The 26,314-nt window shown below is 67.2% G+C and carries 22 protein-coding genes; 13 read left to right on the forward strand and 9 right to left on the reverse strand.

The genetic code is table 11. The annotated features are described in order from the left end of the window. Window positions 1-84: 84 nt before the first annotated feature. From OXM58_16935 to OXM58_16955, 5 genes are all read right to left on the reverse strand, one after another. Window positions 85-780: a cyclase family protein gene (locus tag OXM58_16935; protein ID MDE0150050.1), complete on the reverse strand. Its 696-nt coding sequence runs from the start codon at window positions 778-780 to the stop codon at window positions 85-87. A gap of 155 nt (window positions 781-935) precedes the next feature. Further along, window positions 936-1,670 (reverse strand): ABC transporter ATP-binding protein, encoded by a 735-nt coding sequence (locus tag OXM58_16940; protein ID MDE0150051.1) that lies wholly within the window; start codon window positions 1,668-1,670, stop codon window positions 936-938. Between the two features lie 2 nt (window positions 1,671-1,672). Continuing rightward, window positions 1,673-3,496, reverse strand: coding sequence for a branched-chain amino acid ABC transporter ATP-binding protein/permease (locus tag OXM58_16945; protein MDE0150052.1), 1,824 nt, complete (start codon window positions 3,494-3,496; stop codon window positions 1,673-1,675). Further along, window positions 3,493-4,368 (reverse strand): branched-chain amino acid ABC transporter permease, encoded by an 876-nt coding sequence (locus OXM58_16950; GenBank protein ID MDE0150053.1) that lies wholly within the window; start codon window positions 4,366-4,368, stop codon window positions 3,493-3,495. The genes OXM58_16945 and OXM58_16950 overlap by 4 nt, the downstream gene beginning before the upstream one ends. Window positions 4,369-4,458: 90 nt before the next feature. Continuing rightward, the gene (locus OXM58_16955; GenBank protein MDE0150054.1) at window positions 4,459-5,652 is read right to left on the reverse strand and encodes an ABC transporter substrate-binding protein; all 1,194 of its coding nucleotides are present in this window, start codon (window positions 5,650-5,652) and stop codon (window positions 4,459-4,461) included. Window positions 5,653-6,130: 478 nt separating this feature from the next. Between OXM58_16955 and OXM58_16960 the strand changes: the two genes are divergently transcribed. Further along, window positions 6,131-7,054, forward strand: a complete 924-nt coding sequence (locus tag OXM58_16960) for a LysR substrate-binding domain-containing protein (GenBank protein ID MDE0150055.1) — start codon at window positions 6,131-6,133, stop codon at window positions 7,052-7,054. A 63-nt stretch (window positions 7,055-7,117) separates the two neighbouring features. Here OXM58_16960 and OXM58_16965 read toward each other — a convergent pair whose 3' ends face one another. The 3 genes from OXM58_16965 to OXM58_16975 all read right to left on the reverse strand — a co-directional run bounded on the left by OXM58_16965 (window position 7,118) and on the right by OXM58_16975 (window position 10,310). Continuing rightward, the gene (locus OXM58_16965) at window positions 7,118-7,651 is read right to left on the reverse strand and encodes a cupin domain-containing protein (protein MDE0150056.1); all 534 of its coding nucleotides are present in this window, start codon (window positions 7,649-7,651) and stop codon (window positions 7,118-7,120) included. 37 nt (window positions 7,652-7,688) lie between these two features. Next, complete coding sequence (locus OXM58_16970; GenBank protein MDE0150057.1) at window positions 7,689-8,573, reverse strand: CmcJ/NvfI family oxidoreductase; 885 nt, start codon at window positions 8,571-8,573, stop codon at window positions 7,689-7,691. Window positions 8,574-8,867: 294 nt separating this feature from the next. After that, entirely contained in the window at window positions 8,868-10,310 is a 1,443-nt protein-coding gene (locus OXM58_16975) for a sulfatase-like hydrolase/transferase (GenBank protein ID MDE0150058.1), read from the reverse strand. Between the two features lie 120 nt (window positions 10,311-10,430). Between OXM58_16975 and dusA the strand changes: the two genes are divergently transcribed. The 3 genes from dusA to OXM58_16990 are packed head-to-tail and all read left to right on the forward strand — an operon-like array spanning window position 10,431 to window position 14,547. Further along, window positions 10,431-11,462 (forward strand): tRNA dihydrouridine(20/20a) synthase DusA, encoded by a 1,032-nt coding sequence (gene dusA / locus OXM58_16980; GenBank protein MDE0150059.1) that lies wholly within the window; start codon window positions 10,431-10,433, stop codon window positions 11,460-11,462. Beyond that, the gene (locus OXM58_16985; GenBank protein ID MDE0150060.1) at window positions 11,459-13,723 is read left to right on the forward strand and encodes a penicillin acylase family protein; all 2,265 of its coding nucleotides are present in this window, start codon (window positions 11,459-11,461) and stop codon (window positions 13,721-13,723) included. Before dusA ends, OXM58_16985 begins: the two co-directional genes overlap by 4 nt. Continuing rightward, window positions 13,636-14,547, forward strand: a complete 912-nt coding sequence (locus tag OXM58_16990; GenBank protein MDE0150061.1) for an alpha/beta hydrolase — start codon at window positions 13,636-13,638, stop codon at window positions 14,545-14,547. The genes OXM58_16985 and OXM58_16990 overlap by 88 nt, the downstream gene beginning before the upstream one ends. Window positions 14,548-14,552: 5 nt before the next feature. Here OXM58_16990 and OXM58_16995 read toward each other — a convergent pair whose 3' ends face one another. Beyond that, window positions 14,553-14,792, reverse strand: coding sequence for a type II toxin-antitoxin system Phd/YefM family antitoxin (locus tag OXM58_16995; GenBank protein MDE0150062.1), 240 nt, complete (start codon window positions 14,790-14,792; stop codon window positions 14,553-14,555). Window positions 14,793-15,141: 349 nt separating this feature from the next. Here OXM58_16995 and OXM58_17000 point away from each other — a divergent pair, with 349 nt between their 5' ends. The 9 genes from OXM58_17000 to OXM58_17040 all read left to right on the forward strand — a co-directional run bounded on the left by OXM58_17000 (window position 15,142) and on the right by OXM58_17040 (window position 26,191). Then, complete coding sequence (locus OXM58_17000; protein ID MDE0150063.1) at window positions 15,142-16,173, forward strand: hypothetical protein; 1,032 nt, start codon at window positions 15,142-15,144, stop codon at window positions 16,171-16,173. 153 nt (window positions 16,174-16,326) lie between these two features. Then, window positions 16,327-16,974 (forward strand): TetR/AcrR family transcriptional regulator, encoded by a 648-nt coding sequence (locus OXM58_17005; GenBank protein ID MDE0150064.1) that lies wholly within the window; start codon window positions 16,327-16,329, stop codon window positions 16,972-16,974. Next, window positions 16,956-18,101 (forward strand): thiolase family protein, encoded by a 1,146-nt coding sequence (locus OXM58_17010; protein MDE0150065.1) that lies wholly within the window; start codon window positions 16,956-16,958, stop codon window positions 18,099-18,101. The genes OXM58_17005 and OXM58_17010 overlap by 19 nt, the downstream gene beginning before the upstream one ends. A gap of 185 nt (window positions 18,102-18,286) precedes the next feature. After that, a complete protein-coding gene (locus OXM58_17015; protein ID MDE0150066.1) occupies window positions 18,287-20,608 on the forward strand; it encodes a 3-hydroxyacyl-CoA dehydrogenase NAD-binding domain-containing protein in 2,322 nt (773 codons plus the stop codon). 31 nt (window positions 20,609-20,639) lie between these two features. Beyond that, a complete protein-coding gene (locus tag OXM58_17020; protein MDE0150067.1) occupies window positions 20,640-22,436 on the forward strand; it encodes an acyl-CoA dehydrogenase C-terminal domain-containing protein in 1,797 nt (598 codons plus the stop codon). Between the two features lie 21 nt (window positions 22,437-22,457). Then, window positions 22,458-23,345 carry an alpha/beta hydrolase gene (locus OXM58_17025; protein ID MDE0150068.1) on the forward strand — a complete coding sequence of 296 codons (888 nt, stop codon included), beginning with the start codon at window positions 22,458-22,460 and terminating at the stop codon, window positions 23,343-23,345. 2 nt (window positions 23,346-23,347) lie between these two features. Further along, entirely contained in the window at window positions 23,348-24,286 is a 939-nt protein-coding gene (locus OXM58_17030; protein ID MDE0150069.1) for a tryptophan 2,3-dioxygenase family protein, read from the forward strand. A gap of 211 nt (window positions 24,287-24,497) precedes the next feature. Next, window positions 24,498-24,824: a heat shock protein HspQ gene (gene hspQ / locus OXM58_17035; GenBank protein MDE0150070.1), complete on the forward strand. Its 327-nt coding sequence runs from the start codon at window positions 24,498-24,500 to the stop codon at window positions 24,822-24,824. Window positions 24,825-25,045: 221 nt separating this feature from the next. Beyond that, entirely contained in the window at window positions 25,046-26,191 is a 1,146-nt protein-coding gene (locus OXM58_17040; GenBank protein MDE0150071.1) for an ATP-binding protein, read from the forward strand. The last annotated feature ends 123 nt before the right edge of the window (window positions 26,192-26,314 follow it).

Consider the following 26,314-nt stretch of genomic DNA (forward strand, 5'->3'; position numbering starts at 1 on the left):
CCCCCCCCCCCCCCCCCCCCCCCCCCCCCCCCCCCCCCCCCCCCCCCCCCGAGGGCGGGCGCGCTCCCTCCCTCAATCGAGCTCTCAATCGAGCACGGCCCAGGCCCGCACCGGCGAGCCGCTGCCGTTGTTGATCTTGAGCGGCGGGCCGTAGAACATGAACTCTCCCTTGCCGACCAGCTCTTCGAGGTTGATCAGCCATTCGTAGTGGGAGATGCCCCGGTCCCGGCACACGCGATGGTTCGGGAATTCGTCCCAGGACGGCTTGTCCGTCGACGGCCCCTCGACGCCGTGGAAGGTCGAGTTGCGGTCGGCCAGCCAGTGGGTCGCTTCCGCGGTCAGCCCCGGATTGCTCCAGACCACCTTGATGTCCGGATAGTGGCGGTTGTGCAGGCCCGTGTTGAGCAGGACGATATGGCCGTCGACCTTGACGCCGCCCTTCGCCTCCGCTTCCTCCATATCCGCCACGTCGATATCGCCGAGATCGGGGATGTGGGTCATGTCCCAGCACACGGCCTTACCCATGAAGATCTCGAGCGGCATCTTGTCGACCGACGCGCCGTTCGGATTGACGTGGTAGAAAGCGTCGACGTGCGTGGCGATGTGGTCGATGGTGCCGATATAGGTCGTGGCGAATGTCAGCCGGTCGCCCGGCACGCCGAGGTTGAACGACTTGGTCTGGTCATGCGTCAGATGCGGGACGACAACCGGCCGCTGGAACAGCTTGTGCGCCGGCATGTTGTCTTCCAGCGTCAGGGTCAGATCGACAATTTGCGACATGGACTTTACCTCCTTGCTTTCCCGGTTAGGGGCTTTCCCGGTTAAGGGCTTTCCTCGATTTAGCGCCGCTTACCCATGCGGCGCCGACCTGTTCGGGGGCGCGGTTCCCGTCCGCCGCCGCGTTGCGGCGTGCCGGTCCGGCCCGCGACCGCTTCTCAACCTGCCTTCCTCCGTCCCAGATAGGCCTCGATGACGCGCTCGTCGCTGGCCAGTTCCCGGGACGGGCCGCTGAGAAGAATTCGTGAATCCTCCATGACGTAACTTCTGTGGGCATAGCGCAGGGCGACCGTGGCCAGCTGCTCGACCAGCAGGATCGCCAGGCCTTCCCGGTTCAGCGTTTCGATGACCGGGAACAGTGTTTCCAGAACCCGGGGGGCGAGCCCCAGGGACATCTCGTCGATCATGAGCAGGCGGGGCCGCGAAAGCAGGCCCCGCGACAGGGCCAGCATCTGCTGCTCGCCGCCCGAAAGGCTGCCGGCAAGCTGCTGACGCCGGTCCTTCAGGATCGGGAACAGCGCGAACATGCGCTCGAGGTCCTCGGACACCTCCTTAGACCGGCCGCCGCCGCGCCGCGCGTAAGCGCCGAGGTACAGATTGTCCTCGACGGTCTGGTCGGCGAAAATCAGGCGGCCTTCGGGGACCATCGACAGGCCCCGGCGCACGACGTCGTAGGACGCCATGCCTGCGATCGGCTTGCCGTCCAGGACGATCTCGCCGCCCGCCGGTTTCACGACGCCGGCGATGGCCTTCAGGGTCGAGCTCTTTCCCGCGCCGTTGTTGCCGATGATCGAGACATATTCGCCTTCCTCGACCAGCAGCGAGACATCGCGCACCGCCTCGACATGCCCGTAGGTCACGGACAGGTTCTTCACTTCGAGCAGGGCGGCCACGGCTACGCCTCCCCGCCTGGAGCTTCGGGCGCCAACCCGTCGCCGAAGCTCTGGCTGCCGAAATAGGCCTCGATCACCTTGGGATCGGTCTGCACCTCCTCGGCAGTGCCGGAGGCGATCAGTTCGCCGTAGTCGAGCACGGTCACATGATCGGAAATCTCCATGATCAGCTCGACATGGTGCTCGACGATCAGGATGGTTATGCCGTTCGCCGCCAGTTCGCGGACCAGTGCGATAAGCTGCTCGATCTCCGCATGGGTCAGGCCGGCCGCCGGCTCGTCCAGCAGCAGCAGCTTGGGCGAGAGCGCGAGCGCCCGGGCGATTTCGAGCTGCCGTTGATGTCCAAACGCCAGGTTTTCGGCTTTCTCGTGGGCATAGGCGGAAAGGCCGACATAGCCGATCAGGTCCATCGCCGCCTGCCGGAAATGCCGCTCGTCCCGCCCGAAGGACGGCAGACGGCAGATCGTCGAGAAAATGTTGGACCGGTATTCCTTGTGGAAGGCGACCAGAACGTTCTCCAGCACGGTCATGTTCGAGAACAGTTCGGTATTCTGGAACGTGCGCGCCAGCCCGAGGCGGGCGAGTTGATGGCTGTTGAGCTGCGTCGTGTCCCGGCCGAGGAAGGTGATGCTGCCGGAATCGGCCCGGTAAACCCCGGAAATCGCGTTGAGGAAGGTCGATTTGCCCGCGCCGTTCGGCCCGATCAGCGCGTGGATCTTGCCCGAATCGACGGTTTCGTCGACCTTGTCGACCGCGACGAGGCCGCCGAAAGCGACCGAGACCCCCCGGGCGTCGAGGCAGGCCGATCCGTCAGTCTGCTCGACCGCGATGATATCGCCGAGCCGGGGGCGCTCCGCCGGCACGGCGTCCGGTCTCGCTTCGGCCATGCGGCCCGACAGGAAATGTTCGACCGAGCCGACGATCCCGCGCGGCAGGACAAACATCACAGCGGCCAGCAGCAGGCCGTAGGCGAAAGCCTGCCAGGGGCCGAACGCCTGCAGATATTCCGGCAGGTAGGTCATGATCGACGCGCCGACCACGGGGCCGAGCGCGGTCCCCGACCCGCCGAGGATGACCATGAGCAGGAAACGGATCGAATCGGTGAAGGAGAAGATGTCCGGGCTGATATACTTGTTGAGATAGACGTAGAAGACGCCGGCCGCGCCCGCCGCCATGGCCGAGACGACGAAGGCCAGCGTACGGATCGCGACCACGTTGATTCCGAGAGACCGCGACGCGATTTCGCTTTGGGCGGTGGCCCGCATGGCCCGGCCGTAACGCGAGTTCATCAGGTTCAGATTGACGAGAAAGGCGATCAGCGCGCTCGCGCCGACCACGATGAAATAGGCGTTGGTGTCGAGCGGCAGGCCGAGCAATGTCGGCGCCGGCACGTTCGATATGCCGACCCAGCTCCCCGTCAGGCTGTCCCACTCGATGGCGACATTCTCGACGATGATGCCGAAGGCGATGGTGACGACGGCGAGGTAGACGCCGCGCACCCGCACCGTCGGGTAGGCGAGCAGGACGCCGAAGGCGCCGGCAAGCGCCATGCCCAGGATCAGGCCGGGCACCAGCCCGACGCCCAGCCGCGTCGCGAGGATCGCGGCGGTGTAGGCGCCGATGGCGTAGAGCCCGGCCTGGCCCAGGGAGACCAGCCCGGTCAGGCCGACAAGCACGTTCAGGCCGAGCGCGATGATCGCGTAAATCAGCAGGAGCGTGATCAGCCGAAGTTCGTATTCGTTGGCGGCGATGTGCGGCAGCACGAGAATGAGGATCGCTGCCGCGACGACGAAAGCCGGATTGAAGTGGCGCGCGATCCGGCTCATACCTTGACGAGTTCCCTGCGTCCGAACAGGCCCTGCGGGAACAGCATCAGCACGACGATGACGAGGCTGAAGCCCACGGCCTCGCGCGCCGCCGTGCTGATGTAGCCGTCGACGAACTTCTCGATGATGCCGTAGAGCAGCCCGGCGATGACGACGCCGGGGGCACTGGTGATGCCGCCGATGATGGCGACGGCGAAGCCCTTGATGCCGAGCAGCAGGCCCATGGTCGCCGACGCCTGGATGACCGGGGCGACCAGGATGCCTGCAAGGCCGCCGAGGGCGCTGGCGAGCGCGAAGGAGAACATGGCGACGTGCAGCACGTTGATGCCGACGATGCCTGCCGCCACCCGGTTGAAGGCGACGGCCCGCATGGCGCGCCCGAGTTGCGTCCGGCGCTGGAAGATCCCGAGCAGCACGACGATCAGGACCGCGACGAACGGGATCAGCAGTTCCTGGATGAAGACGCCGGCCCCGAAGATGATGATCGGCTTGTCGACGCCGGGCGACGGCAGCGGCCGGGCGAACGCGCCGAATTCGATGGTCGCGTAGCTCTCGAGCATGATGCCGATGGCGATCGTCGTCAGCATCCAGCCGATCGAGGCGGCGTGGTCGGCGAAGGGCCGGATGGCGACCCGCTCCAGCACGACCCCGAAGACGATGGCGACACCGATCGAGAGCAGGATCGCCACGGGCATTGCAATCCCGTGGTCGAGAAAGACGATGGTGAGCACGGCGCCCAGCATCAGCGTGTCGCCGTGGGCGAAGTTCACGGCCTTGGCCGACGACCACATGATGTGGAAGCCGATGGCAACCAGCGCATAGATGCCGCCGATCCCGAGCCCGGCCAGAAAATACTGGAGGGCGGCGCTCATGGAATGCGGCCTGTCAAGGGCGGGAATTCAAAGGAAAATTGCAGAGGAAACCCCGGGGCGCGCCAGCGACGCGCCCCGGAGGCAGTCCGTCTACTTGCAGGGCGTCTGCGAGAGCGGCAGCAGCTCGCCGTTGTACCAGGCGGTCAGCTTGTAGGCGCTCGGCAGGATCGCATCGTGGCGTTCTTCCGTCCGCTCGAAGGCCGGGTCGTAATTCATCACCAGCCCTTTGTGCTTCACCTTGAACATGGCCTCGTAGACCTTCTGCCGGTCGTAGCTGCCGGCGATCGCGATGGCCTTGGCGATGATGTGGATCGCGTCATAGGCGTCGGCCACGCCGCTGCCCATGCGGATCTCTTTCTGGCTCTTGATGCCGTACCGCTTCTGCATGGTGGCGTACAGCTTCTGGGCCCGCGGCTCCAGTTTGCCCATCCAGGAATAGGTCTGCATGATGAGCGCGCAGTTGGCCAGCTTGCCCGCCAGTTCGCCGAGATTGCCGGCAAAGCCCCAGGCGCCGATCTTGACCGGGTTCCAGCCGATCTTCTGCAGGCTGCGCATGATCTGGTTGCCTTCGCGATCGAGGCCCCACATGACCAGCGATTCGGCGCCCGCCTTGCGCAGGCGGATGAGCTGCGGGGTCATGTCGGTATCGCGCCAGTTGAAGGTCTCGGCACCGACCTCCTTGGTGCCCTGCTCGCGCAACGCGGCCTGGATGTTGGGATAGGCGCCTTTGCCCCACCCCGTATTCTCGTACATGATCCCGACCTTGTTGTTCGGCGAGCGCTTGAGCGCCTCGGCGACCAGGAACTTGGAAACCCAGCGGTCCTTGGCCGACACGCGGAACATGTAGTTGGGATTGCGGCCGTTCTCGATCACCTTGGTGTTGGCCGCGATCACGCCGACATAGACCATCTTGATCTCGTGGATCGGATCGCGCATCGCGAGCGCCACGGTCGAATGGTAGCCGCCCAGCATCGCAACGCAGTTGTCCCGCAGGCCGATGCGCCGGACATTGTCGACGCCGCGCGGCGGCGCGCCGCGGTCGTCATACTGGATGAACTTGAGCTTCTTGCCGAGGACGCCGCCGGCGGCGTTGATCTCGTCAACCGCCATCTCGGCGCCCATCCTGATGGATTTGCCGCCGAAGGCCGCCGGCCCCGTCACCGGGCCGGAATTTCCGATACAGGGGTTCGCCTCGGCAGCGTTGGCCGGGCCGGCTCCCAGAGCAATCGCGGTGGCGAAGACCGCCGCTCCGCCGATTGCGGTACGCAGTGCAAGTTTCGACATATCGCTTCCTCCCTCAAAATCTCCGCACCGGGCGGGACTTCCGTGCCCGGCGTTGCGGGGCGCAACACGGCAACTGCACGGGAGGCGCCGTCTATCGCCGAAGCAGATCGGGCGAACCGGCTGTTCCCGACAGGAAATCCGCATGTCCGACGCCTTGGCCGCCCCGGACCGCGCCGGACGACAAAGTGTATTCGCCGGCGACGCCATCGATCAATAATATAATGACAATATCTAATATCATTTGAATTGATATTATTATGTTATAACATAACACTAAAATCCAGCAGTTTTTCCAATTTCTCATATCATTTCGAATGATATACGATTGTATCGGTATCTATGGTTCTTGGGTTCTTGCGACCGGCGGAGTGCGAACGGGCATCGTTCCCGTTTCCGGCTCGTTCGCAAACCGCAGGATGCGTATCCGGCGGGCGCCCCCGTGTCGCATTTCGAAGACGCTACTCGGAGGCGAGGCGTTGTGGTCGATTTCAAGCAGCTGAAGTATTTCGTGCAGATCGCCGAGGCCGGCAGCCTGTCGCGCGCCGCCGAGCAGCTCAACGTCGTCCAGCCGTCGCTGAGCCAGCAACTGCGCAAACTGGAGGATCAGCTGGGCGTGGAGCTGGTGACGCGCCATTCCCGGGGCGTGACGCCCAACGAGGTCGGCCGCCTGCTCCTCGACCATGCGCGCTCGGTCCTGCTGCAGCTCCAGCGGACGGAGGAACTGGTCCAGTATCACGCCTCGAACCCGTCCGGCGAAGTCCGGCTGGGCCTGCCGACGTCGGCCGCGCGCGGCCTGACCATTCCGCTCGTCAACGCGGTCGAGGACCGCTTCCCCGGCATCTCGCTTCATGTCGTCGAGGGCATGAGCGGGCACCTGACGGAGTGGCTCCATGTCGGCCGGCTCGATATGGCGCTGCTCTACGACGCCAAGTCCCATGAGGGGATCCACGTCCAGCCCTTCATGGCGGAGGACCTGTATCTCATTTGTCCGCCGACCCGGGAATTCCGGCGGATGAAGGCCATCCGGTTTGCCGAGGCGGCGAAGCAGCCGCTGGTGCTGCCGGCGCTGCCGCACACCATCCGGCTCGTCCTCGAGGAGACCGCGGCGCGGACGGGCCACGCGCTCTCGGTCAGGATCGACCTGGATTCCCTGCCCAGCATGATCGAGCTGGTCTTCGAGGGCTATTGCACGATCCTTCCGCTGTTCGCGGTGTCGAAGGAAGTCGCGGCCGGCCAGATGACCGCGGTGCCATTGATCGATCCGCAACTCTCCTGGCAGCTATCGGTTGCATCCGTCGTGCGCGGCGTGCAGTCGCGCGCGACCAGGGCCGTCTCCGCCCTCATGCTCGAAGTGATGGAGAGCATGGTGCGCGACGGCGAGTGGCCCGGCCGGTTGCTTTAGGCGGCCGGCCGCCGCGGATTTAGCCGCGGCGGCGGCCCGGTCGGCGTTCGCGAACTGCCCGATCTATTCGTCGATCTCGCCGGTGAAATAGTTGACGTGGGTGTCGCCCTGGTAGAACCGGAAGAAATACTCGTCGTGGATGTCCTTGCCCTCGTAGAATTCGGCAAGCCCCCGGTTCCAGTCCGCCCCGCCGAGCACGCCGACCTTGCCGGAATCCGGATATTCGGTGATTTCCGGCATGAGGTTGGTCGACAGGCACAGATAGACCAGGTCGCTGTCGCCGGTGTTGACCAGCTTGTGGGCCAGGTGCCGGCCGACGGGCAGGGCGGCGTAGTCGCCCGCCGACACCACGACATCGTCTTCGCCGATGGAGAGGGTACCGGTCCCTTCGAGGATATACAGGGCCTCCTCGTTGCGAATGTGCGAGTGCCTCGGAAAGGCGTATTTTCCGGGCGCAACCCGGAAATGGCTGCAGCCCAGCTCCACGTTGCCGGCCGAACTGCCCAGCCCCCTGACGATATGGTGGAACTTGTCGGCGACGGCGATTTCCTTCGGCTCGATATCGTTGATGTTGATCACATGCTTGTGGCGGGCCATGGCAGATGCTCCTTCCCTTGTGTTGCAGTCCTTTCTTTTACAAGCGGCCGGTTCCCGGCTCTTGTTCGTCGAAGACGAGATAGACGCGCGTTTCGATGCTTTCCCGCGGCGGCGCCTCCGGATCCTGGTCCGGCAGGGTGAACGACCCGTGGGGCGTGAAGCGCGCCCGGCCGTCGTCCAGGCTGTCCCAGCCTTTCAGCAGCAGCGTTTCGTCCCGCGTCATGCCGGAGACCCAGCACCAGCGCTGCTCCGGCGCGTGGGCGATCATGTAGATTTCGCCCGTGCGGTCGGGAAATTTCTGCTCGGTGGCGATCAGGTCGTTCCGGTCCACGCTGCGCGCGTCCGCCACGGCCAGCGGCGAACGCTGCACGGGCCCGGCGATCGGGCGCCACACGTTGACTTCGGCAATTCGTCCGCCGGTTCCGAGAATGCGGTCCACCGTCTCCTTGCCCAGGACGTCGGCGGCGCGCACCGGCCCCGACGCCTCGGTGTAGTCGACATGGACGATCCGCGCCGGTCCGCGCGATCCGTCCGGATTGGCGGCGCCGTCCGTCGCGTCGGAGCGGCGGGTATGGTCGAAGGCGATGGCGCGCGACGCGCCGGTCGTCTCGCACAACAGGGCCTCGACCTCGCGGCTGTAGGGGCCGGCGACCGCCTCGTCGTCGTACAGGTCGTCGACTTCGGTCCGGTGGCGGACCAGCTCGAAGCCCTCGCGCTCGACCGACAGCCGGTCCGATTCGGAGCGGACATCGTGGATGGTCACCGAGCGCGGTTCCGTGCGGAAACGGTATTCCGGCGGGCCGCCGGTCAGCGCGGAACTCAGGAAACAGGGCGTGCCGTTCTGGCGCACGATAAAGGTGAGCGGCGCCTCTACGTCCCCTGCCGAGTCAGTCGTTTCCAGGCCGGGATTGGACAGTTTCATGTCGCGATCTTGCCCCGAGAGAGCGAACCGGAACTGAACGAACCGTTTTCAGGCTACATTAAGTTTACGGGCCGGGACAAGCATTCCACCCCGGCATTCCGCCCCGGCGGCCACCCTCCCCGTCATATCGACCGAAGCGGTCCGCAGGACCGCGAAGCGGAGATATCTTTCCTGCACGGAGCAAGGACCCGAGCTCCGTGGCGAAAAGATTTCTCCGCTCAGTGCCTTGCGGCACTTCGGTCGAAATGACGTGCAAGGGGGATCCGGGATGGTTCCCCGAAACGCCAGGTCCGCCTATCCCGGCGGCGAATGGCCGAAATCGTAGCCCTGCATCGCGCGCACGGCGTCGGCGCCGCCCAGCTCTTCCAGCCGCGCACGCTGGTCGGCGAAGGCCTGCGCGTTGGCCGCGGCCGGATCGACCATCGTGCGCAGGCCGGCCTGCATGGCGCCGAGAACATCGGCAGCCGCCCCGTCGGCCGCAAGGTCGCACCGTTCGTCCGGATCGCCGGAGAGATCGAACAACTGGGGCGCGAAGCCCTCGTGATGGACCAGCTTCCAGCCGCCCCGGCGCAGCATGAAGGCGCCGGTCACCGAGCCGCCGTCGTGATATTCCGACAGGACCGGCCGGTCCGGGTCTTCGGGCGCTGCGGCGACCTCCAGCAGCGACCGGCCGGGCAGCGGGGCGGAAGGGGCCGGGGCGCCCGTCGCGTCCAGCACGGTCGGGAAGACGTCGACCAGCGAGACCGGCGTATCGACCGTCCGGCCTGCCGCGGTCCCCGCCATGGTTCCGGGCCCGGCCAGGATCATCGGGATCCCGGCACTGCCCTCGAACATGACCTGCTTGGTCCAGATGCCGTAGTCGCCCAGCATCTCGCCATGATCGGACGTGAAGAGGATCGTCGTGTCGCCCGCGAATCCGCCCGCCTCCAGCGCGGCGAACACCTGCCCGATCAGGTCGTCGACGAAACTGACCAGCCCCAGATAGCTGCGGACCGCGGCGTCGCGCGACCGGGCGTCGAAATGGCGGTCGTAGTCGAAAAAGCGCAGGGTCTCGGCGAGGGCCGGATGATTGCGCCAGTTGCCGGCATAGGGCTTCGGCGCAGGCAGGTCGGCGTCGGCATAGAGATCGAACCACGCCGGCGGTGCGGCCAGCGGATAGTGCGGGCTGACGAAGGAGACGAACAAGGCCCAGGGCGGTCCGCCGGCCGCCGCGCGCGCTTTGAGCCAGCCGGTCGCCGCGTCGGCCACCGCCCGGTCGTAGGCGTGATACTCCGTTTCCATCGCGCCGACCCGGCCGGCCAGGTCCGCGGTTGCCGGATAGTCGCCCGGCGGATCGCGCAACAGGCCGGGCGCCCAGCCGATGCCGTCCTTGACATGCATCGGCCGCAACTCCGGCGCAAATCCGTTGTCGTCCTCCGTCCGGCGGAAATGCAGCTTGCCGGCCGAGACGGCGTCCATGCCGTGGCGCCGCAACCGGTGCGCCCAGCTTTCGTGCCGGCCGCGATAGGGCTGGGCGCTGCTCCAGCAGCGGATGTCGTGAACATACCGGCCCGTATGCATCGCCGCGCGGGCCGGCACGCAGATCGGGCTGTTGGTGTAGGCTTGGGTGAAGCGCACGCCGCGCGCCGCCAGCCGGTCCAGGTTCGGGGTCCGGGCGACCGGGTGGCCGGCGCAGCCCATCGCGCGGCGGGCGAACTCGTCGGCCATGATCAGCAGAAAGTTGCGCCCGCTCGCCACGATATCCGCCCCGGAAAACCGTTCCCGATGGCATCCGTGCGCCCGGAAAGCCGGATCGTCAAGCCGGTCCGGCGCTCCGCAGCCTTGAATCCGCCCCCTCCGGTGAGCATCTTCGGCACCATGGCGGCCGGGGTTTCACAGAGGGGCGACGCGGCGCCGGCGGGCCATGGCCCCGACCGGCGGCTCTGCGTGGCGCCGATGATGGACTGCACCGACCGGTTCGACCGCTATTTCCTGCGCCGGATCACCCGCCGGGCGCTGCTCTACACTGAGATGGTTACGACCGGGGCGGTCCTGCACGGCGACCGCGAGCGCCTGCTGCGTTTCGATCCGGACGAGCATCCGGTCGCGCTCCAGCTCGGCGGGTCCGATCCGGCGGCGCTCGCCGAATGCGCGGGTATCGGCGCCGGGCGCGGTTACGACGAAATCAACCTGAATGTCGGCTGCCCGAGCGACAGGGTGCAGTCCGGCCGGTTCGGCGTCTGCCTGATGGCCGAGCCCGGCCTGGTCGCGGATTGCGTCCGGGCGATGCGGCGCGCCGTGGCGGTGCCGGTGACGGTCAAGTGCCGGATCGGCATCGACGGGCGCGACGACTACGGATTCCTGCGCGACTTCGTTGCCGCGGTCGCGGACGCCGGCTGCCGGACCGTCATCGTCCATGCCCGCACGGCGATCCTCACCGGCCTGACGCCGAAGCAGAACCGCGAGATCCCGCCCCTGCGCTACGAGGTGGCGGTACGCCTCAAGGGCGACTTTCCCGATCTCGAAATCGTGCTGAACGGCGGGATCGGCAGCCTCGACGAAGCCGCAGCGCATCTTGCGGCCTTCGACGGCGTCATGATCGGCCGCGCGGCCTATCACACCCCCTGGTCCCTCGCCGGGGCGGATTCCCTGTTGTTCGGCGACGCACAGCCCTGCGAGACCCGCCGGGACGCGGCGCTCGCCATGCTGCCCTATATCGAGCGGGAGGTTGCCGCCGGAGTGCCGCTGCACCGCATCCTGCGCCACATGACCGGCCTGTTCCGCGGCGTGCCCGGCGGCCGGGCCTGGCGGCGCTATCTGGCGCAGAACGCCCACAGGCCGGGCGCCGGACCGGAAGTCCTGCTCGCGGCACTTGCCTTCACCGAGCCGGAAGCCCGGGCAGCGGCATGACCGTCGCCCGATACGCCGCCCTGGCGCTCAGCGCGCTGCTGGTGGGTTGCTCGGTTCTGCGGCCCCTGCCCGATGCGACGAGCCTCGACGAACGACTCGCCACCTTCCCGACGACAGGTCTGCCCCTGAAAGCGGACGTGACGATCGACTGGAACGACAACCATGTGCCCTTCATCACGGCTGAGCACGACGACGATCTCGCCTTTACGCTCGGCCTGGTCCACGCCCATCTGCGGCTCGGTCAGATGGAGGTGCTGCGGCGGGTTGCGGCGGGCCGGATTTCGGAGATGGCCGGGCCGTTCACCGTCGATATCGACCACGCCCTGCGCATCCTGAATTTCGGCCGCGGCGCCGAGCGGACGCTGGCGGAAATGCCGCCGGAAACCCGTAAGTGGGTAGACCGGTTTGTCCAGGGCATAAACCACTACCAGCGCACGGCGAAGGACCTGCCGCACGAGTATCATGTATTCGGCCTGGAGCGCGAGCCTTGGACGGCGCGCGACGTGCTGACGGTCGGGCGCATCGCCGGCACCGATGTGAACTGGTTGGTCTATTTTCGTCTTCTGGCGCTGCGCAACCGGAAGGACTGGCCGCAGCTCTGGCGCCGGCTGGCGACGGTCGGCGGCGATTCGGTGCTCAGTTTCGGCTCGGAGGACCGGGCCGGCCGGCTGGAACGGCTGCTCGGCGCGGCGGCGCGCTCGGGCAGCAACTCCTGGGCCGTGGCCCCCCGGCGCAGCACGACCGGCGGCGCCCTGATGGCCAACGACCCCCATCTCGGCACCACCATGCCGAACCTGTGGATTCTCGCCGGCTTCAGGTCTCCCGGCTTCCACGCCGTCGGCATGATGATCCCGGGCGTGCCCTTCGTCGCCGTCGGCCGCAATGCCGATATCGCCTGGGGCGGCACCAACATGCGCGCCGCGTCGAGCGATCTCTACGACATCTCCGCCCTGCCGCCCTCGGCGATCCGCAGCCGGACCGAGGAGATCAGGGTGCGCTGGTGGTTCGACAACACGGTGGAGATCCGGGAATCGTCCCTCGGCCCGGTGATTTCCGATGCGCCGCCGCTGGAATGGGAGGGCGGGCCGCTCGCCCTGCGCTGGGTCGGCCACGAGCGGGGCGACGAGATCACGGCCATGGTCAAGGTGATGAAAGCGCGGAATTTCGCGGATTTCCGCCGCGCCTTCGCCAATTTCGCCGTCTCGGCCCAGAACATGATCTACGCCGACCGCCAGGGAAATATCGGCCAGGTGATGGCGACGGTCCTGCCGGTGCGCCCCAACAAGCTCCCGCCCGATTTCATCCTCGACGCGGCCGACGATACCTGGCGCTGGAAGGGATTTCTGAACGTTCTGCAATTACCGTACATATATAACCCGGCGACCGGATTCGTCGCCTCGGCCAACAACAAGCCGGCGGAGGCGCCGGTGCCGGTCGGCCGTTTCTTCTCCGCCGACGACCGGATCGTCCGGATCAAGCAGATGCTCGCCGCCAGGGCGAAGCACGCGATGGCGGACATGAAGGCGATCCAACTCGACGTCTACATGGCCTCCTCGGTTGCCGTCCGCAACGCGATCGTCCGGCGCGTCGGCGAACTGGAGCTGGCGCCGCAGTTGTCGGCAGACGGCGCGAAGGTTCTGACGCTCATGCGCGATTGGGACGGCCATTACCGGGCGAAGGACCGCGGGCCGGTGGCCTTCGAACTCGTCTACCGCCATTTCTCGCAATTTCTGACGGAGCGGAGAGTCGGCGCGGATCATGCCGGGGCCTACGGTGGCTTCTCCCGGATCAAGCGCATGCTGATCGAGGATTTCGCGGCGCTGGACAACGCGGCCGCGGCGGCGATGCTGCGCAAGGCCTTCGACGCGGCCGGCGAACGCCTCGGCGACTTCCCGACCTGGGGCGACATGCACCGGCTCAGCCTGGGCCATCCCCTGTCCTTCGCGCCTCTGATCGGCGACCGCTACCGCTTCGGCGACCGTCCCGCCGACGGCTCGTCCGACACGCTGATGAAGACCGCCCACAGCCCGAGCGACGAGCGCCACGACACGCGCTACGGCCAGCAGGCGCGCCATCTCTCCGACCTGGCGGACATGGACGACAACCGCTTCCTGCTGCTCGGCGGCCAGGACGGCTGGTTCAACAGCTCGACCGCCCTCGACCAGGTGCCGATGTGGCAGCGCGGCGACTATATCCGCCTGCCGATGCGGGCGGAGAGCGTGAAGGCCTGGCGCACGCGGACGATGCGCCTGAAGCCCTGACCCGCGTCCACTACCGCGAGCAGGGCGCCGGGCCGCCGCTCGTCCTGCTGCACAGCGCCGGCACGGGCGCCTCGCAATGGCGCGGCGTGGCGGAGAGGCTGGAAGGCCGGCGCCGCCTGCTCATGCCCAACCTGCGCGGCTACGGCCGCACGCCGCCGCCCGGTCCCGCCGCGCCGCCGCTCGACGAAGAGATCGCCGTCGTTCGGGAAATGGCGGCGCTGGCCGGAGCGCCGGTCCATCTGGTCGGCCATTCGCTCGGCGCGCTGGTGGCGCTGCACCACGCATTGCGGCATCCCGAAACGGTGGCGGGGCTCACCCTGATCGAGCCGGTGATCGTCGGCATCCTGCACGCGGACCGGGCGGGCGGGGACAAAACGGCCGGGCGCAGCCTGAACGAGATCGGCGCCATGATCGCCGCCTTCCAGGGCGCGATCGCGGCCGGCGACACCGCCGCGGCGATGCGCGCCTTCGCCGAATACTGGGAGGGCCCCGGCGCGTGGGACGCGATCCCGGCGGCGGCCCGGCTGCCCTTCTTCGCCCGGGCGGCAAAGATGGCGGCGGACGTCGACCTCGCCTGGGCCGACCGCACCGGCCGGGATGCCTTCGCCGCGCTCGCCTGCCCGGCGCAGGTGCTGAGCGCCGAGCGCACGACCCAGGCAGCGCGCGACATGGCCCGGCGCATCGTCGATGCCATCCCCGGCGCGGTCTACGCCGAGATTTCCGATGCCGGCCACATGGCCCCCGCCACCCACCCGGCCGCGGTCGGCGGTCTGCTGCTGGAATTCGGGGAACGGGCGCTCGAAGGTTTCGGGCGCGCCGGCTAGTCCGGCTAGAGAGAATCCTCGTCGCAGTAGTCCGCTACACGTTCTTCGAGGCCGGGAAAGGCGAGCAGATGATCTACGAAGGAGCCCCGGCCCGCCTGCGCGTCGGCGAGCAGGTGACGGTATTGCGCCGCCGAGAGCACGACGACCGCCGGTTTGCCGTGTCGCGTGACCTCCTGCGGCGTGCCGGCGAGAGCTGCGTCCACCACCGCGCTGAACCGGTTCCTGGCGTCACGGAGGCTCCACATGGCTCTGTTCCTGCTTCTCAGTAAATCGGAAAAATTGAAAGTGTCTGAGGAGACTTCAAGACCGTTCGCGCGTAATCCTTACCCGTCATATCGACCGCAGCCCCGGACAAGTCCGGGGCGGAGTGGAGATATCTTTCCGCTACAGCGCTCCGGTCCCGGCGCCGCGCGGGAAAGATTTCTGCGCTCCCCTTCGACAAGCTCAGGGCAGGCTCTTCGGTCGGTCGAAATGACGAATTGGGAGCGTCGAACACCGGCTTCGAAGGGCGCCTGCCGCCGTTGCCCGCTGATGCCGCCGCCGTTACAACCGGCTCAGCGTCTCGAAACAGGTCAACAGCGGAAGGACTTTCGCATGAGCAGCACCGGCACGAGCCGGCCCGTCCATCTCGTCGGCAGCGCGCCGTATGCGAGCGCCGAGGAGATGTTCCGCGCGGCGGCGGCGCATCTCGGCGCGCATCTCAGGCGCCTGCCCGACGGCGAGGTCGGCGAGCGCGACAGCTGGATCAAGTGGCAGCATGCGCGCATCGGCCAGAGTCCCCAGTTCCGGCCGGTCGAGGTCGATCCGGTCTATGTCCCGGTGGCGCCCTACGCGCTGGTCGAGGGCGTGACCTCGGCCGACGACATCGAGCTGCCCGACCTCGGCTACGCCGACGCGGCGATCGATTCCTTCAAGACATTCGGCCGGCTGACGGCGGATGGCGCCATCGCGCCCGGCGTGCGCTTCCAGGTCGGCCTGCCGACGCCGCTCTCGGTCGCCAGCATCTATGTCGTGCCGCCGTCGCGCGCCCTGTTCGAGCAGGCCTACGGCCGGGCGATGGGCCGGGAGCTTGAGCGGATCGTGGCCGCGATCCCGGCGGAGAAGCTGGCCATCCAGTGGGAGGCGGCGGTCGAGTTCGCGCTGCTCGAAGGCATCATGCCCGGCCATCCGGGCGCCGATACGGTCGACGGCATGACCGGCCGCCTCGCCGGGCTGGTCGATCTCGTGCCGGCCGGCGCCGAATGCGGCCTCCACCTGTGCTACGGCGATTCCGGCCACAAGCATTTCTGCGAACCGGCGGATACCGGCCATCTGGTCGCCGTCGCCAACGGCGTTTCGGCGAGGGCGGGGCGCGCGATCGACTGGGTCCACATGCCGGTGCCGAGAGAGCGCGACGACGACGCCTATTTCGCGCCGCTCGCCGGGCTCGCCCTGAAGCCGGGCTGCGAACTCTATCTCGGCCTGGTCCACACGACCGGCGGCATCGCCGGCACCCGCCGCCGCATCGCCGCGGCCGAGAAGGTCGTGCCGGAGTTCGGCATCGCCACCGAATGCGGCCTCGCCCGCCGCCCGCCGGAGACGATCCCGGCACTGATGCAGCAGCATGTGGAGGCGGCGGGGACCTAGGCCGGCAACTTTCCGGCCATCCGGAACGTTGTTCGCTGGGGTTGATAAGCAAAGGGATCATCCAATATATTCAAACGAACGTTTGGTAGAAGGCGTCGCCGCTGTCGCTTTCGCGTACCGCACCTGCCGTCCCTGCAACCCACGCCCACACCCATGCCCACGCGAAAGACCGACCGCGATGCCGTGATCGATGCGGCGCTGGAACTGTTCCGCACCCGGGGCTATCACCACACCTCGGTGGCCGAGATCGCGGCGGCCTGCGGGCTGCTCAAGGGCAGCGTCTATCACTATTTCGCCGGCAAGCAGGACATCGCGGCGGCGGCGCTCGACCGGGTGATCGCCGACTCGCGCCAGAAGATCTTCCGCCTGGCGGGCGATCCGGCGGTGCCGCCGCCGCAGCGGCTGCGCAACCTCGCCGACGCGGTCGAGCGCTATTTCGCCGGGCGCGAGGGCGGCTGCCTGATGGGCTCGCTGGCCCTCGAAATCGGCGACGCGATCCCCGAATTCCGCGACCGGGTGCAGCGCTATTTCGACGACTGGAAGGCGGCGCTCACCGCCGTGCTCGAAGGCCGCTACGGCGCCGCCCGCGCCGGCGAGCTGGCCGAGGACGCGATCGCCCGCGCCCAGGGCGCCATCCTGCTCATGGAAGTCACCAAGGACCCGGCGGTGCTGCAGCGCGCCTGCCGGGATACCGTCGCCCTGCTCGGCGGGGATGCCCTGCCCGAAGGGGATCATTCACCGGCCGCCGGACCGCCCGGCGCCGCAAGGGAACGGCTGGAGCCATGGAAAGAAGCATCGTAATCGCGGGCTACAAGCGCTCGCCCTTCCACTTCGCCACCAAGGGCGCGCTCGCGAAGGTCCGGCCGGACGAGCTCGCCGCCGCAACGATCCGGGCGCTGGTCGAGGAGAGCGGCGTCGATCCGGCCGACATCGAGGACGTGATTCTCGGCAACGCGATGCCGGAGGGCGAGCAGGGCATGAACATGGGCCGCTACGCCGTGTTCCTCGCCGGCCTGCCGGTGACGACCGCGGGCACGACCGTCAACAAATGGTGCGGCTCCTCAATGCAGGCGATCCACAACGCCGCCGGGCTGCTGAGCGCCGGCGCAGGCGAGGCCTATGTCGCCGCCGGGGTCGAGAGCATGACAAGGGTGCCGATGGGCGGCTTCAACCCGGCGCCCAACCCCGGCCTGATGGCGCGCTGGCCGGAGACCTACCATTCCATGGGCCAGACCGCCGAGACGGTGGCCGAGCGCTACCAGGTGCCCCGGGAGCGGCAGCAGGAGTTCGCCGTCGCCTCCCACCGCAAGGCGGCGCAGGCGCGCGAAGAGGGCCGCTTCGCCGACGAGATCGTGCCGGTCGAAACGCCGGCCGGCGGCACGGTGGGCGAGGACGGCGGCATCCGGCCGGACACCTCGGTCGAAGCGCTCGACGGCCTCAAGCCGGCCTTCCTGAAGGACGGCACGGTGACCGCCGGCACCTCCTCGCCGCTCACCGACGGCGCCGCGGCGACGCTGATCTGCACCGGGGATTACGCCGAACGGAACGGTCTGTCCAAACTGGCGCGCATCCGGGCGATCGCCACGACCGGGCTGGAGCCGGAGATCATGGGCATGGGGCCGGTCGAGGCGACGCGCAAGGCGCTGGACCGGGCGGGACTTAATGCTGCCGATATCGACGTGTTCGAACTGAATGAAGCGTTCGCGTCCCAGGCCCTCGCCTGCATCCACGAGCTCGGCCTGGACCCGGACCGGGTGAACAGGGACGGCGGCGCCATCGCGATCGGCCATCCGCTGGGCGCATCCGGCGCGCGGATCACGGGCAAGGCGGCCTCGGTCCTGAAGCGCGAGGGCGGCCGGTACGCCGTCGCCGCCATGTGCATCGGCGGCGGCCAGGGCATCGCCACGGTGCTCGAAGCGGCCGGGTGAGTCAGCGCATGGGGACAACGGAAACCGGCGTAATGCGGGCGACGTGGGGAAACGGTCGGACTGCCATGATTGCCGCCGGCATCGTAGGGGAGGGTTTCAAACCCTCCCCTACGGCCCTTCTTCACCGTCGGTAGCCCCGAAAGGGCGGGCGGGCAACGCCCCGCCCGGCGAGAAGGAATTTCGCAATGGACATAAAGAAAGTCGCCGTGATCGGATCGGGCGTGATGGGCAGCGGCATTGCCGCCCAGGTCGCCAACGCCGGCGTGCCGGTCGTCCTGATGGATATCGTGCCCAACGGGGCGGAGAACCGGAACGCGCTGTCCGAGGGCGCGGTCGCGCGCCTGCTGAAACAGGACCCGGCGCCCTTCATGCATCCGCGCAATGCGAAACTGATCGTGCCGGCCAACCTGGAGGACGATCTCGGCAAGTTGGCCGACTGCGACTGGGTCGTCGAGGCCGTTCTAGAAGATTTGGCCGTAAAGTATACCGTATACAATAAAATAAACTTATCGATAAAGTCCGGCGCAGCCGTCACATCGAACACGTCGACCATCCCGCTCGCCCGGCTGCTCGACGGCATGGACGACGGCTTTGCGGCTGGCTTCTTCATCACCCATTTCTTCAACCCGCCGCGCTATCTGCGCCTGCTGGAGACCGTCTCGGGCCCGCGGACCGATCCGGCGGTCGTCGCTGCGGTCAGCCGGTTCTGCGATGTCCGGCTCGGCAAGACGGTCATCGCCTGCAACGACACGCCGGGCTTCATCGCCAACCGGATCGGCGGCTACTGGATTCAGAGCGCAATCAACGGCGCGATGGATCTCGGGCTGACGGTGGAAGAAGCCGACGCCGTCGGCGGCCGTCCGATGGGCGTGCCCAGGACCGGCGTTTTCGGCCTTCTGGACCTGGTCGGCATCGACCTGATCCCCCGGGTCGCCGCCAGCATGATCGAGAGCCTGCCGCCGGACGATCCCTATGTCCGGGACTTCCGCGACCATGCCCTGGTCCGCCGGATGATCGATGACGGCTACACCGGGCGCAAGGGCAAGGGCGGCTTCTACCGGCTCAACCGGGAGGGCGGCGGTAAGGTTAAAGAGTCGATCGACCTGGCGACCGGCGACTATGCGCCGTCGCGCCGGTCGGAACTGGAGAGCGCGCGGGCCGGGTCGAAGGACCTGCGCGCCCTGGTCGACCATCCGGACCCCGGCGGTGAATGGGCCTGGCGGGTGCTCTCCAACGTCATCGGCTACAGCGCCGCCCTGGTGCCGGAAATCGCGGAGTCGGCCGCCGACGTCGATGCCGCCATGCGTCTGGGCTATGCCTGGAAGCGGGGCCCGTTCGAACTGGCCGACCGGCTCGGCCCGGCCTACGTCGCCGAGCGGCTGCGCAGCGAAGGCCGGGCGGTGCCGGCGCTGCTCGAAAAGGTCGGCGCCGGAACCTTCTACCGCGTCGAAGACGGACGCCTGCAGGTCTTCGGCGCGGACGGCGGCTACCGCCCGGTCGAACGGCCGGAAGGCGTGCTGCTGCTGGAAGACGTCAAGCGCGCGGGCGAACCGCTGGAGCGCAACGCGTCGGCGAGCCTGTGGGATATCGGCGACGGTGTGGCCTGTTTCGAGGTCCACACACGGATGAACGCGCTGGACCCCGATGTCGTGACGTTGCTTCAGAAATCCCTGAAAATCGTGGAGAAGGAATTCAAGGCCCTCGTGCTCTACAACGAGGGGAGCAATTTTTCGGTCGGCGCCAATCTCGGCCTTGCGCTGTTCGCAGCCAATGTCGGCGTCTGGCCGATGATCGAAGGCATGCTGGAAAACGGCCAGAAGGCGATGAAGGCGATGAAATACGCTGCCTTCCCGGTCGTCGCCGCGCCCTCGGGCATGGCGCTGGGCGGCGGCTGCGAACTGCTGCTCCACGCCGCCGCGGTGCAGGCCCATGCCGAGACCTATGCCGGCCTGGTCGAGGCCGGCGTCGGCGTGCTGCCGGGCTGGGGCGGGTGCAAGGAAATGCTGGTCCGCCACACGCAGGACGAAAAGCGTCCGAACGGGCCGCTGCCGCCGGTTGCCAAAGCCTTCGAGCAGATCTCGATGGCCGCGGTCGCCAAGTCGGCGCAGGAGGCGCGCGACATGCATATCCTGCGCGCCGGCGACGGCATCACCATGAACCGGGACCGGCTGCTCTACGAGGCTAAACAGAAAGCCCTGTCTTTATTGGACGGATACGAGAAACCCGAGCCGGCCGAGCTCAACCTGCCGGGCCCGAACGGCAGGGCGGCGCTCGATCTGGCGGTCGAGGGATTCGCGCTGCAGGGCGTGGCGCTGCCGCACGACCGCACCGTCGCCGGCGAGATCGCCACGGTGCTCACCGGCGGCGCCACCGACGTGACCGAGACCGTCTCGGAAGACCGGCTCTTCGCCCTGGAGCGCGAGAGTTTCATGAAACTGCTGAAAACCGAGCCGACGCTCGCCCGCATCGAGCACATGCTCGACACCGGCAAGCCGCTGCGCAACTAGGCCGGAGCGCCGGCGAAAGGGATCGAAATCCATGCCCGTCTACAAAGCCCCGCTCGACGACATGCGCTTCGTGCTCAACGACGTGCTCGGCTACGAGGCGAATGTCGCCGGCCTCGACGGCTACGATGAGGCGACGGCCGACCTGGTCGACGCGATTCTCGAGGAGGCGGCGAAACTCTGCGAGAACGAATTACTGCCGCTCAACCTGCCCGGCGACGCCGAGGGCTGCACCTATGAGAACGGCGCCGTGCGGACGCCGAAGGGCTTCCGGGAGGCTTACGACCTCTATGCGGAAGGCGGCTGGACGGGGCTGACCTGCGATCCGGCCTACGGCGGCCAGGGGCTGCCCAAGTCGATCGGCTTCGCCATCGAGGAGATGATCTGCTCGGCGAACATGGCCTTCGGCATGTATCCGGGCCTCAGCCACGGCGCCTACAACGCCATCGAGAAATGGGCCGACGGCGGGCTCAAGGACCTCTACCTGCCGAAGCTGGCGCGCGGCGAATGGGCGGGCACCATGTGCCTGACCGAGCCCCAGTGCGGCACCGACCTCGGCCTGATCCGCACCCGCGCCGTGCCGCAGGACGACGGCAGCCACGCCATCGCCGGCACCAAGATCTTCATTTCGGCGGGCGAGCACGACCTGACCGACAATATCGTCCACCTGGTCCTCGCTCGCCTGCCCGATGCGCCGCCGGGCATCCGCGGCATCAGCCTGTTCATCGTGCCGAAGTTCCTGCCGAAGCCGGACGGCGACGGCTGGACGGCCGGTGCCCGCAACGGCGTGCGCTGCGGCGCCATCGAGCACAAGATGGGCATCCGCGCCTCCGCGACCTGCGTGATGAATTTCGACGAGGCGGCCGGCTGGCTGGTCGGCGAGCCGCACAAGGGCATGCGTGCCATGTTCTCGATGATGAACGCGGCGCGCCTCGGCGTCGGCATGCAGGGCCTGGGCCTCGCCGAGGTCGCCCACCAGAACGCCGTCGCCTACGCGAAGGAGCGGGCGCAGGGCCGGGCGCTCTCCGGCGCGAAATATCCCGACGCGCCGGCCGACCCGATCCTCGTCCATCCGGACGTGCGCCGCATGCTGCTCAAGCAGCGCGCGATGACCGAGGGCGCCCGGGCGCTGGCCTATTGGACCGGCATGCAGATCGACATCGCCGAGCGCCACGCGGACGAGGCGGTCCGGCAGGCGGCGGAGGATTTCGTCGCGGTGCTGACGCCGGTCGTCAAGGCGATGTTCACCGACCACGGCTTCGAGGCCGCCAACCTCGCCGTCCAGACCTATGGCGGCCACGGCTATATCCACGAGCATGGCATCGAGCAGTTCGTGCGCGACGCCCGGATCACCCAGCTCTACGAGGGCACCAACGGCATCCAGGCGCTCGACCTGATCGGCCGCAAGATGCCCGAGGGCGGCGGGCGGCTGTTGCGCCGCTTCTTCCATCCGGTGCAGGACTTCCTGTTCGCCAATTCGGCCGACCCGGCGATGAAGGAGTTCTGCCGGCCGCTGATGGCCGCCTTAGGCCAGCTTCAGCAGATCACCCTGCTGCTGGCGCAGAAGGGGCTGGCCGACCCGGAAGAGCCGGCAGCAGCGGCGAGCGAGTATCTGCGCTTCTTCGGCCTGGTCGCGGTCGGCTGGATGTGGGCGCGCATCGCGAAGGCCGCCCTGGAAAAGGCTGAGGACGATCCGGCCGGCTTCCACGCCGCCAAGCTGGACGTCGCCCGCTTCTACATGAAGAAGGTGCTGCCCGAGACGGCCTCGCTCGGCATGTCCATCCAGGCCGGCAAGAAGCCGGTCATGGCCATGGCCGATACCGCCTTCTAGACCGGCCCGCGCTTTCCGGAAATGGCGGCAGTCTCCGATAACCGGCCGCTCTGGCGCACGATGAGCCCGGAGCAGCTTGAGCGGGAATACTCGCCGAGCTCGGCTATCGGTGGCGACTACAGACCCTACATCCGGGACTATCGCGCCGGGAGCGACAGGGCGCGCGCCGCCTGCAGGCGCGTCGAGACCCTGGCTTACGGCGACAGGCCCTCGAACTCGATCGATATCGCCCTGCCCGACGACGGCAAGAACTGTCCGCTCGTCGCGTACATTCACGGCGGCTACTGGCAGGAGCTTTCGAAAATCGAGTCATTTTGCGGCGCCGACAGGTTTTGCGAGCGGGGCATCGCCTACGCGGCCGTCGACTACACGCTTGCGCCGCACGCCGGCCTGTCCGAAATCGTGCAGGAGTGCCGCGCCGCGCTGGAGACCCTGTTCGGCCACGCCGGCGGGCTGGGGATCGATGCCGGGCGAATCTTCGTTGCGGGCAGCTCGGCCGGCGGGCATCTTGCCGCGATGTGCTGCTGCGCGCCGCCCGGGGACGCCCAGGGAACCCACCGGCGCATTGCCGGCGCGGTTCTTCTATCGGGCGTCTACGAACTGGAGCCGCTTGTGCAAACGAGCATCAACGACGCCGTCGGCATGACCGTGGAGGAAGCGTGCCTCAACTCGCCGCTTCTTCTCGATCCGGCTGCGTTCCCGGACGCGGTCGTGACCTGGGGAGAACGCGAAACCTCCGAGTTCAAGCGGCAAAGCCTGGCGTTCGGCAGACGGTTGCAGAGCCCGGCCCGCTCGGTCCGCGTCTTCGAGAGCCGGTCCAGGAAGCACTTCGACCTGGTGCACGACATGTATGACTCGGGCACGGAACTCGGAAAGAGCATTCTGGACCTCGTCGGGGAAGGGCGCTGAACATGCCGGATTTCAAACCCATCATCCCGAGAATCGTCGAGCCGGAGGGCGTGGTCTGTTCGATCGAACCGCGGCCGATGGGAAGGTCGAGCGACGAGGAAAGGGCCAGGGCGGTCGAAGAAACCGGCGGCGCGCCGCGGATCGAACACGAAGGCCGGTCAAATCCCTATATCGACTACCAGTCGCTGGACCTGATGCACTCCCTGCAGCATCTGCGCAGCGAGGGCTACGACGAGATGTGCTTCTACATCATGGGGCAGTGCAAGGAATTGCTGTTCCGCGGGCTGCACATGGAGCTGGTCAACGCGCGCGAACAGCTGAGGCAGGACAACGTCGCGAACGCGCTCCAGATCCTGTCGCGCTGCAAGGCCTATGTCGATTACATCGCGAACTCCTGGAACGTGCTCGGAACCATCACCTCCGAAGGCTTCAACCAGTTCCGGGACTATCTGTCGACGGCTTCGGGGCAGCTGTCCTACATGTACCGCCATGTCGAGTTCATTCTCGGCAACAAGGACGCCCGGCTGGCCGCCGCGCACAGGAACGTCCCCCATGTCTGGCCGGCAATCAAAGAGGCGTTCGAAAGCCCCGGTCTCTACGACGAGGTTCTGAGGTACCTGCAGCGGCGGGGATACGGAATCGACCGGTCCATGCTCGACCGGGACTGGACCGAGCCATACGCGTCCGACGAATCGGTGCGGCAAGCATGGCTCGAGGTCTACCGGACGCCGACTGCGGAAAACCCCGAATACCGGCTGGCCGAGGCGCTGGTAAGCTTGGACGAAGCCTATTCCATCTATCGCTGGCGTCACTTCGTCACCGTCCACAAGATCATCGGCTTCAAGCCGGGAACGGGCGGGTCCGCCGGCGTCGGCTGGCTGCAGAATGTCACCAGCCACAAGTTCTTTCCGGAACTCTGGGAGATCCGCGACGCGCTATAGCGTGGGCTTCCCCTTTCGGCCTGCGCCGGCGCCCGGTCCGCCGGCCGCCGTTTTCGCATCCGACGTATCGGGGTTTGCGCGCGCGGGCGTTCCCGGTCACAATGGCCCGGTCACAGTGGCAAAGTGCGTGGAGCCGTGGCGGGCGGCGGCGCGCCCCATCGTTGTAATCGAGCGAAGAACGGCGGCAGCGCCGCAGCACCGGGCCGGAACCATGCATATCATCGCCAAATTCGCCATCGGCCAGGTCGTCAGGCACCGGCTCTACCCTTTCCGCGGCGTCATCTTCGATGTCGATCCCGAGTTCGCGAATACCGAGGAATGGTGGCAGTCGATCCCCGAGGAGGTCCGCCCGCGCAAGGACCAGCCCTTCTACCACCTGCTCGCCGAGAATGCGGAGACCACCTACACGGCCTATGTCTCGGAACAGAATCTGGTGCCCGACGACAGCGGCAAGCCGGTCGGCCATCCGAAGGTGAAGAGCATGTTCGGCGACTTCGGCGGCGACCACTACGAAATCCGCAAGGACATCGCGCATTGAGGGCAGGCGGGGTTGAGGCGCCGCGCCGTTCGCGGCGAATCTTCGCAATATCGAGACCCGCGACGCGCCCGGCAGGCCGCGGAACGCGAGGATTTGACCCGGATCAGGTCGTCGTCGATCTACGGCACAGCAGCCGGCCGCTATTCTGCTCCGAGCGCATGCATACCTGAAAATTCGAATAAAATATTCGATTTTTCAGGTATGCATGCTACCATATCTCCATGCGTTACCTGCCTCGCCCAAGGGAGCTGGGATCCGTTCGAGCCAAGCTCCGCCGCTCGCCCATCACGGCACTCCTCGGTCCCCGGCAGTGTGGCAAAACGACGTTGGCCCGATCATTGGAGGCGGAGCATTTCTTCGACCTCGAAGACCCGAGGAGCCTGGCCCGGCTGGATGCGCCGCAAACCGCCCTGGAAGGTTTGAATGGCACCGTCGTAATCGACGAAGTCCAGCGCAAACCGGATCTCTTTCCGTTACTCCGCGTCTTCGCTGATCGCCAACCGGCCACACGATACCTGCTGCTCGGCAGCGCCTCGCCGGATCTCGTTAAGGAGGTTTCCGAGAGTCTCGCCGGACGGGTCGCGTACCACGACCTCGGCCCCTTGGCGGTCGACGAGACCGGCGTCAGCGAATGGCGCAAGCTGTGGCTGCGGGGAGGGTTCCCGCGAAGCTATCTGTCCGAAGGCGACAAGGCCTCCAGTCTTTGGCGGGAAGACTTCATCCGCAGCCACCTGGAACGCGACATCCCCGCTCTCGGGATCTCCATTCCAGCCGAGACCCTGCGCCGATTCTGGGTAATGGTGAGCCACTACCACGGCCAGACGCTCAATCTTTCCGAGCTCGGCCGGTCATTTGGCGTCTCCGATCACACGGTTCGTCGCTATCTCGAAATCCTGAGCGGAACATTCATGATCCGCCTGCTGCCCCCGTGGCACGCGAACGTCGGCAAGCGACTCGTAAAGGCGCCCAAGCTGTACATCCGGGACAGCGGTCTGTTTCACGCACTGCACACCATCGCGACACCCCTGCAGTTGGAGTCCCACCCGAAGCTCGGCGCATCGTGGGAGGGCTTCGCCATGGAGCAGGCAGTCCGCCTGATGGATGTGGCCCGCCCCTACTTCTGGCGCACCCATACGGGCGCGGAGCTGGATCTGGTGTGGCAGGCGCACGGTGCGCTGTGGGGAATGGAGTTCAAATACCAGGATGCGCCCAGGATGACGAAGAGCCTTCGCGCCGTGCTGCGTGATCTGCCCTTGCAGCACGTGTGGATCGTCTATCCCGGCTCCGATCGGTACCAGCTCGACGAGACGGTGACGGTGCTGCCCGTGGCCGGGATCTCCGACGTCTTAACCGGTCCGGTTGCCTAATCGGGCGAGCCTTCCCCGGCGAGAGGCTGGCTGCCTCGACTTCGCATCCGTCCCGCCGCAGGGCGCCGTTTGATACGGCGCGTCGCTGCTTTGTATTGCTCCCCATTTGTGGTACAAATTGGA

This window comes from Rhodospirillaceae bacterium, from assembly GCA_028819475.1.
Classification (GTDB): domain Bacteria; phylum Pseudomonadota; class Alphaproteobacteria; order Bin65; family Bin65; genus Bin65.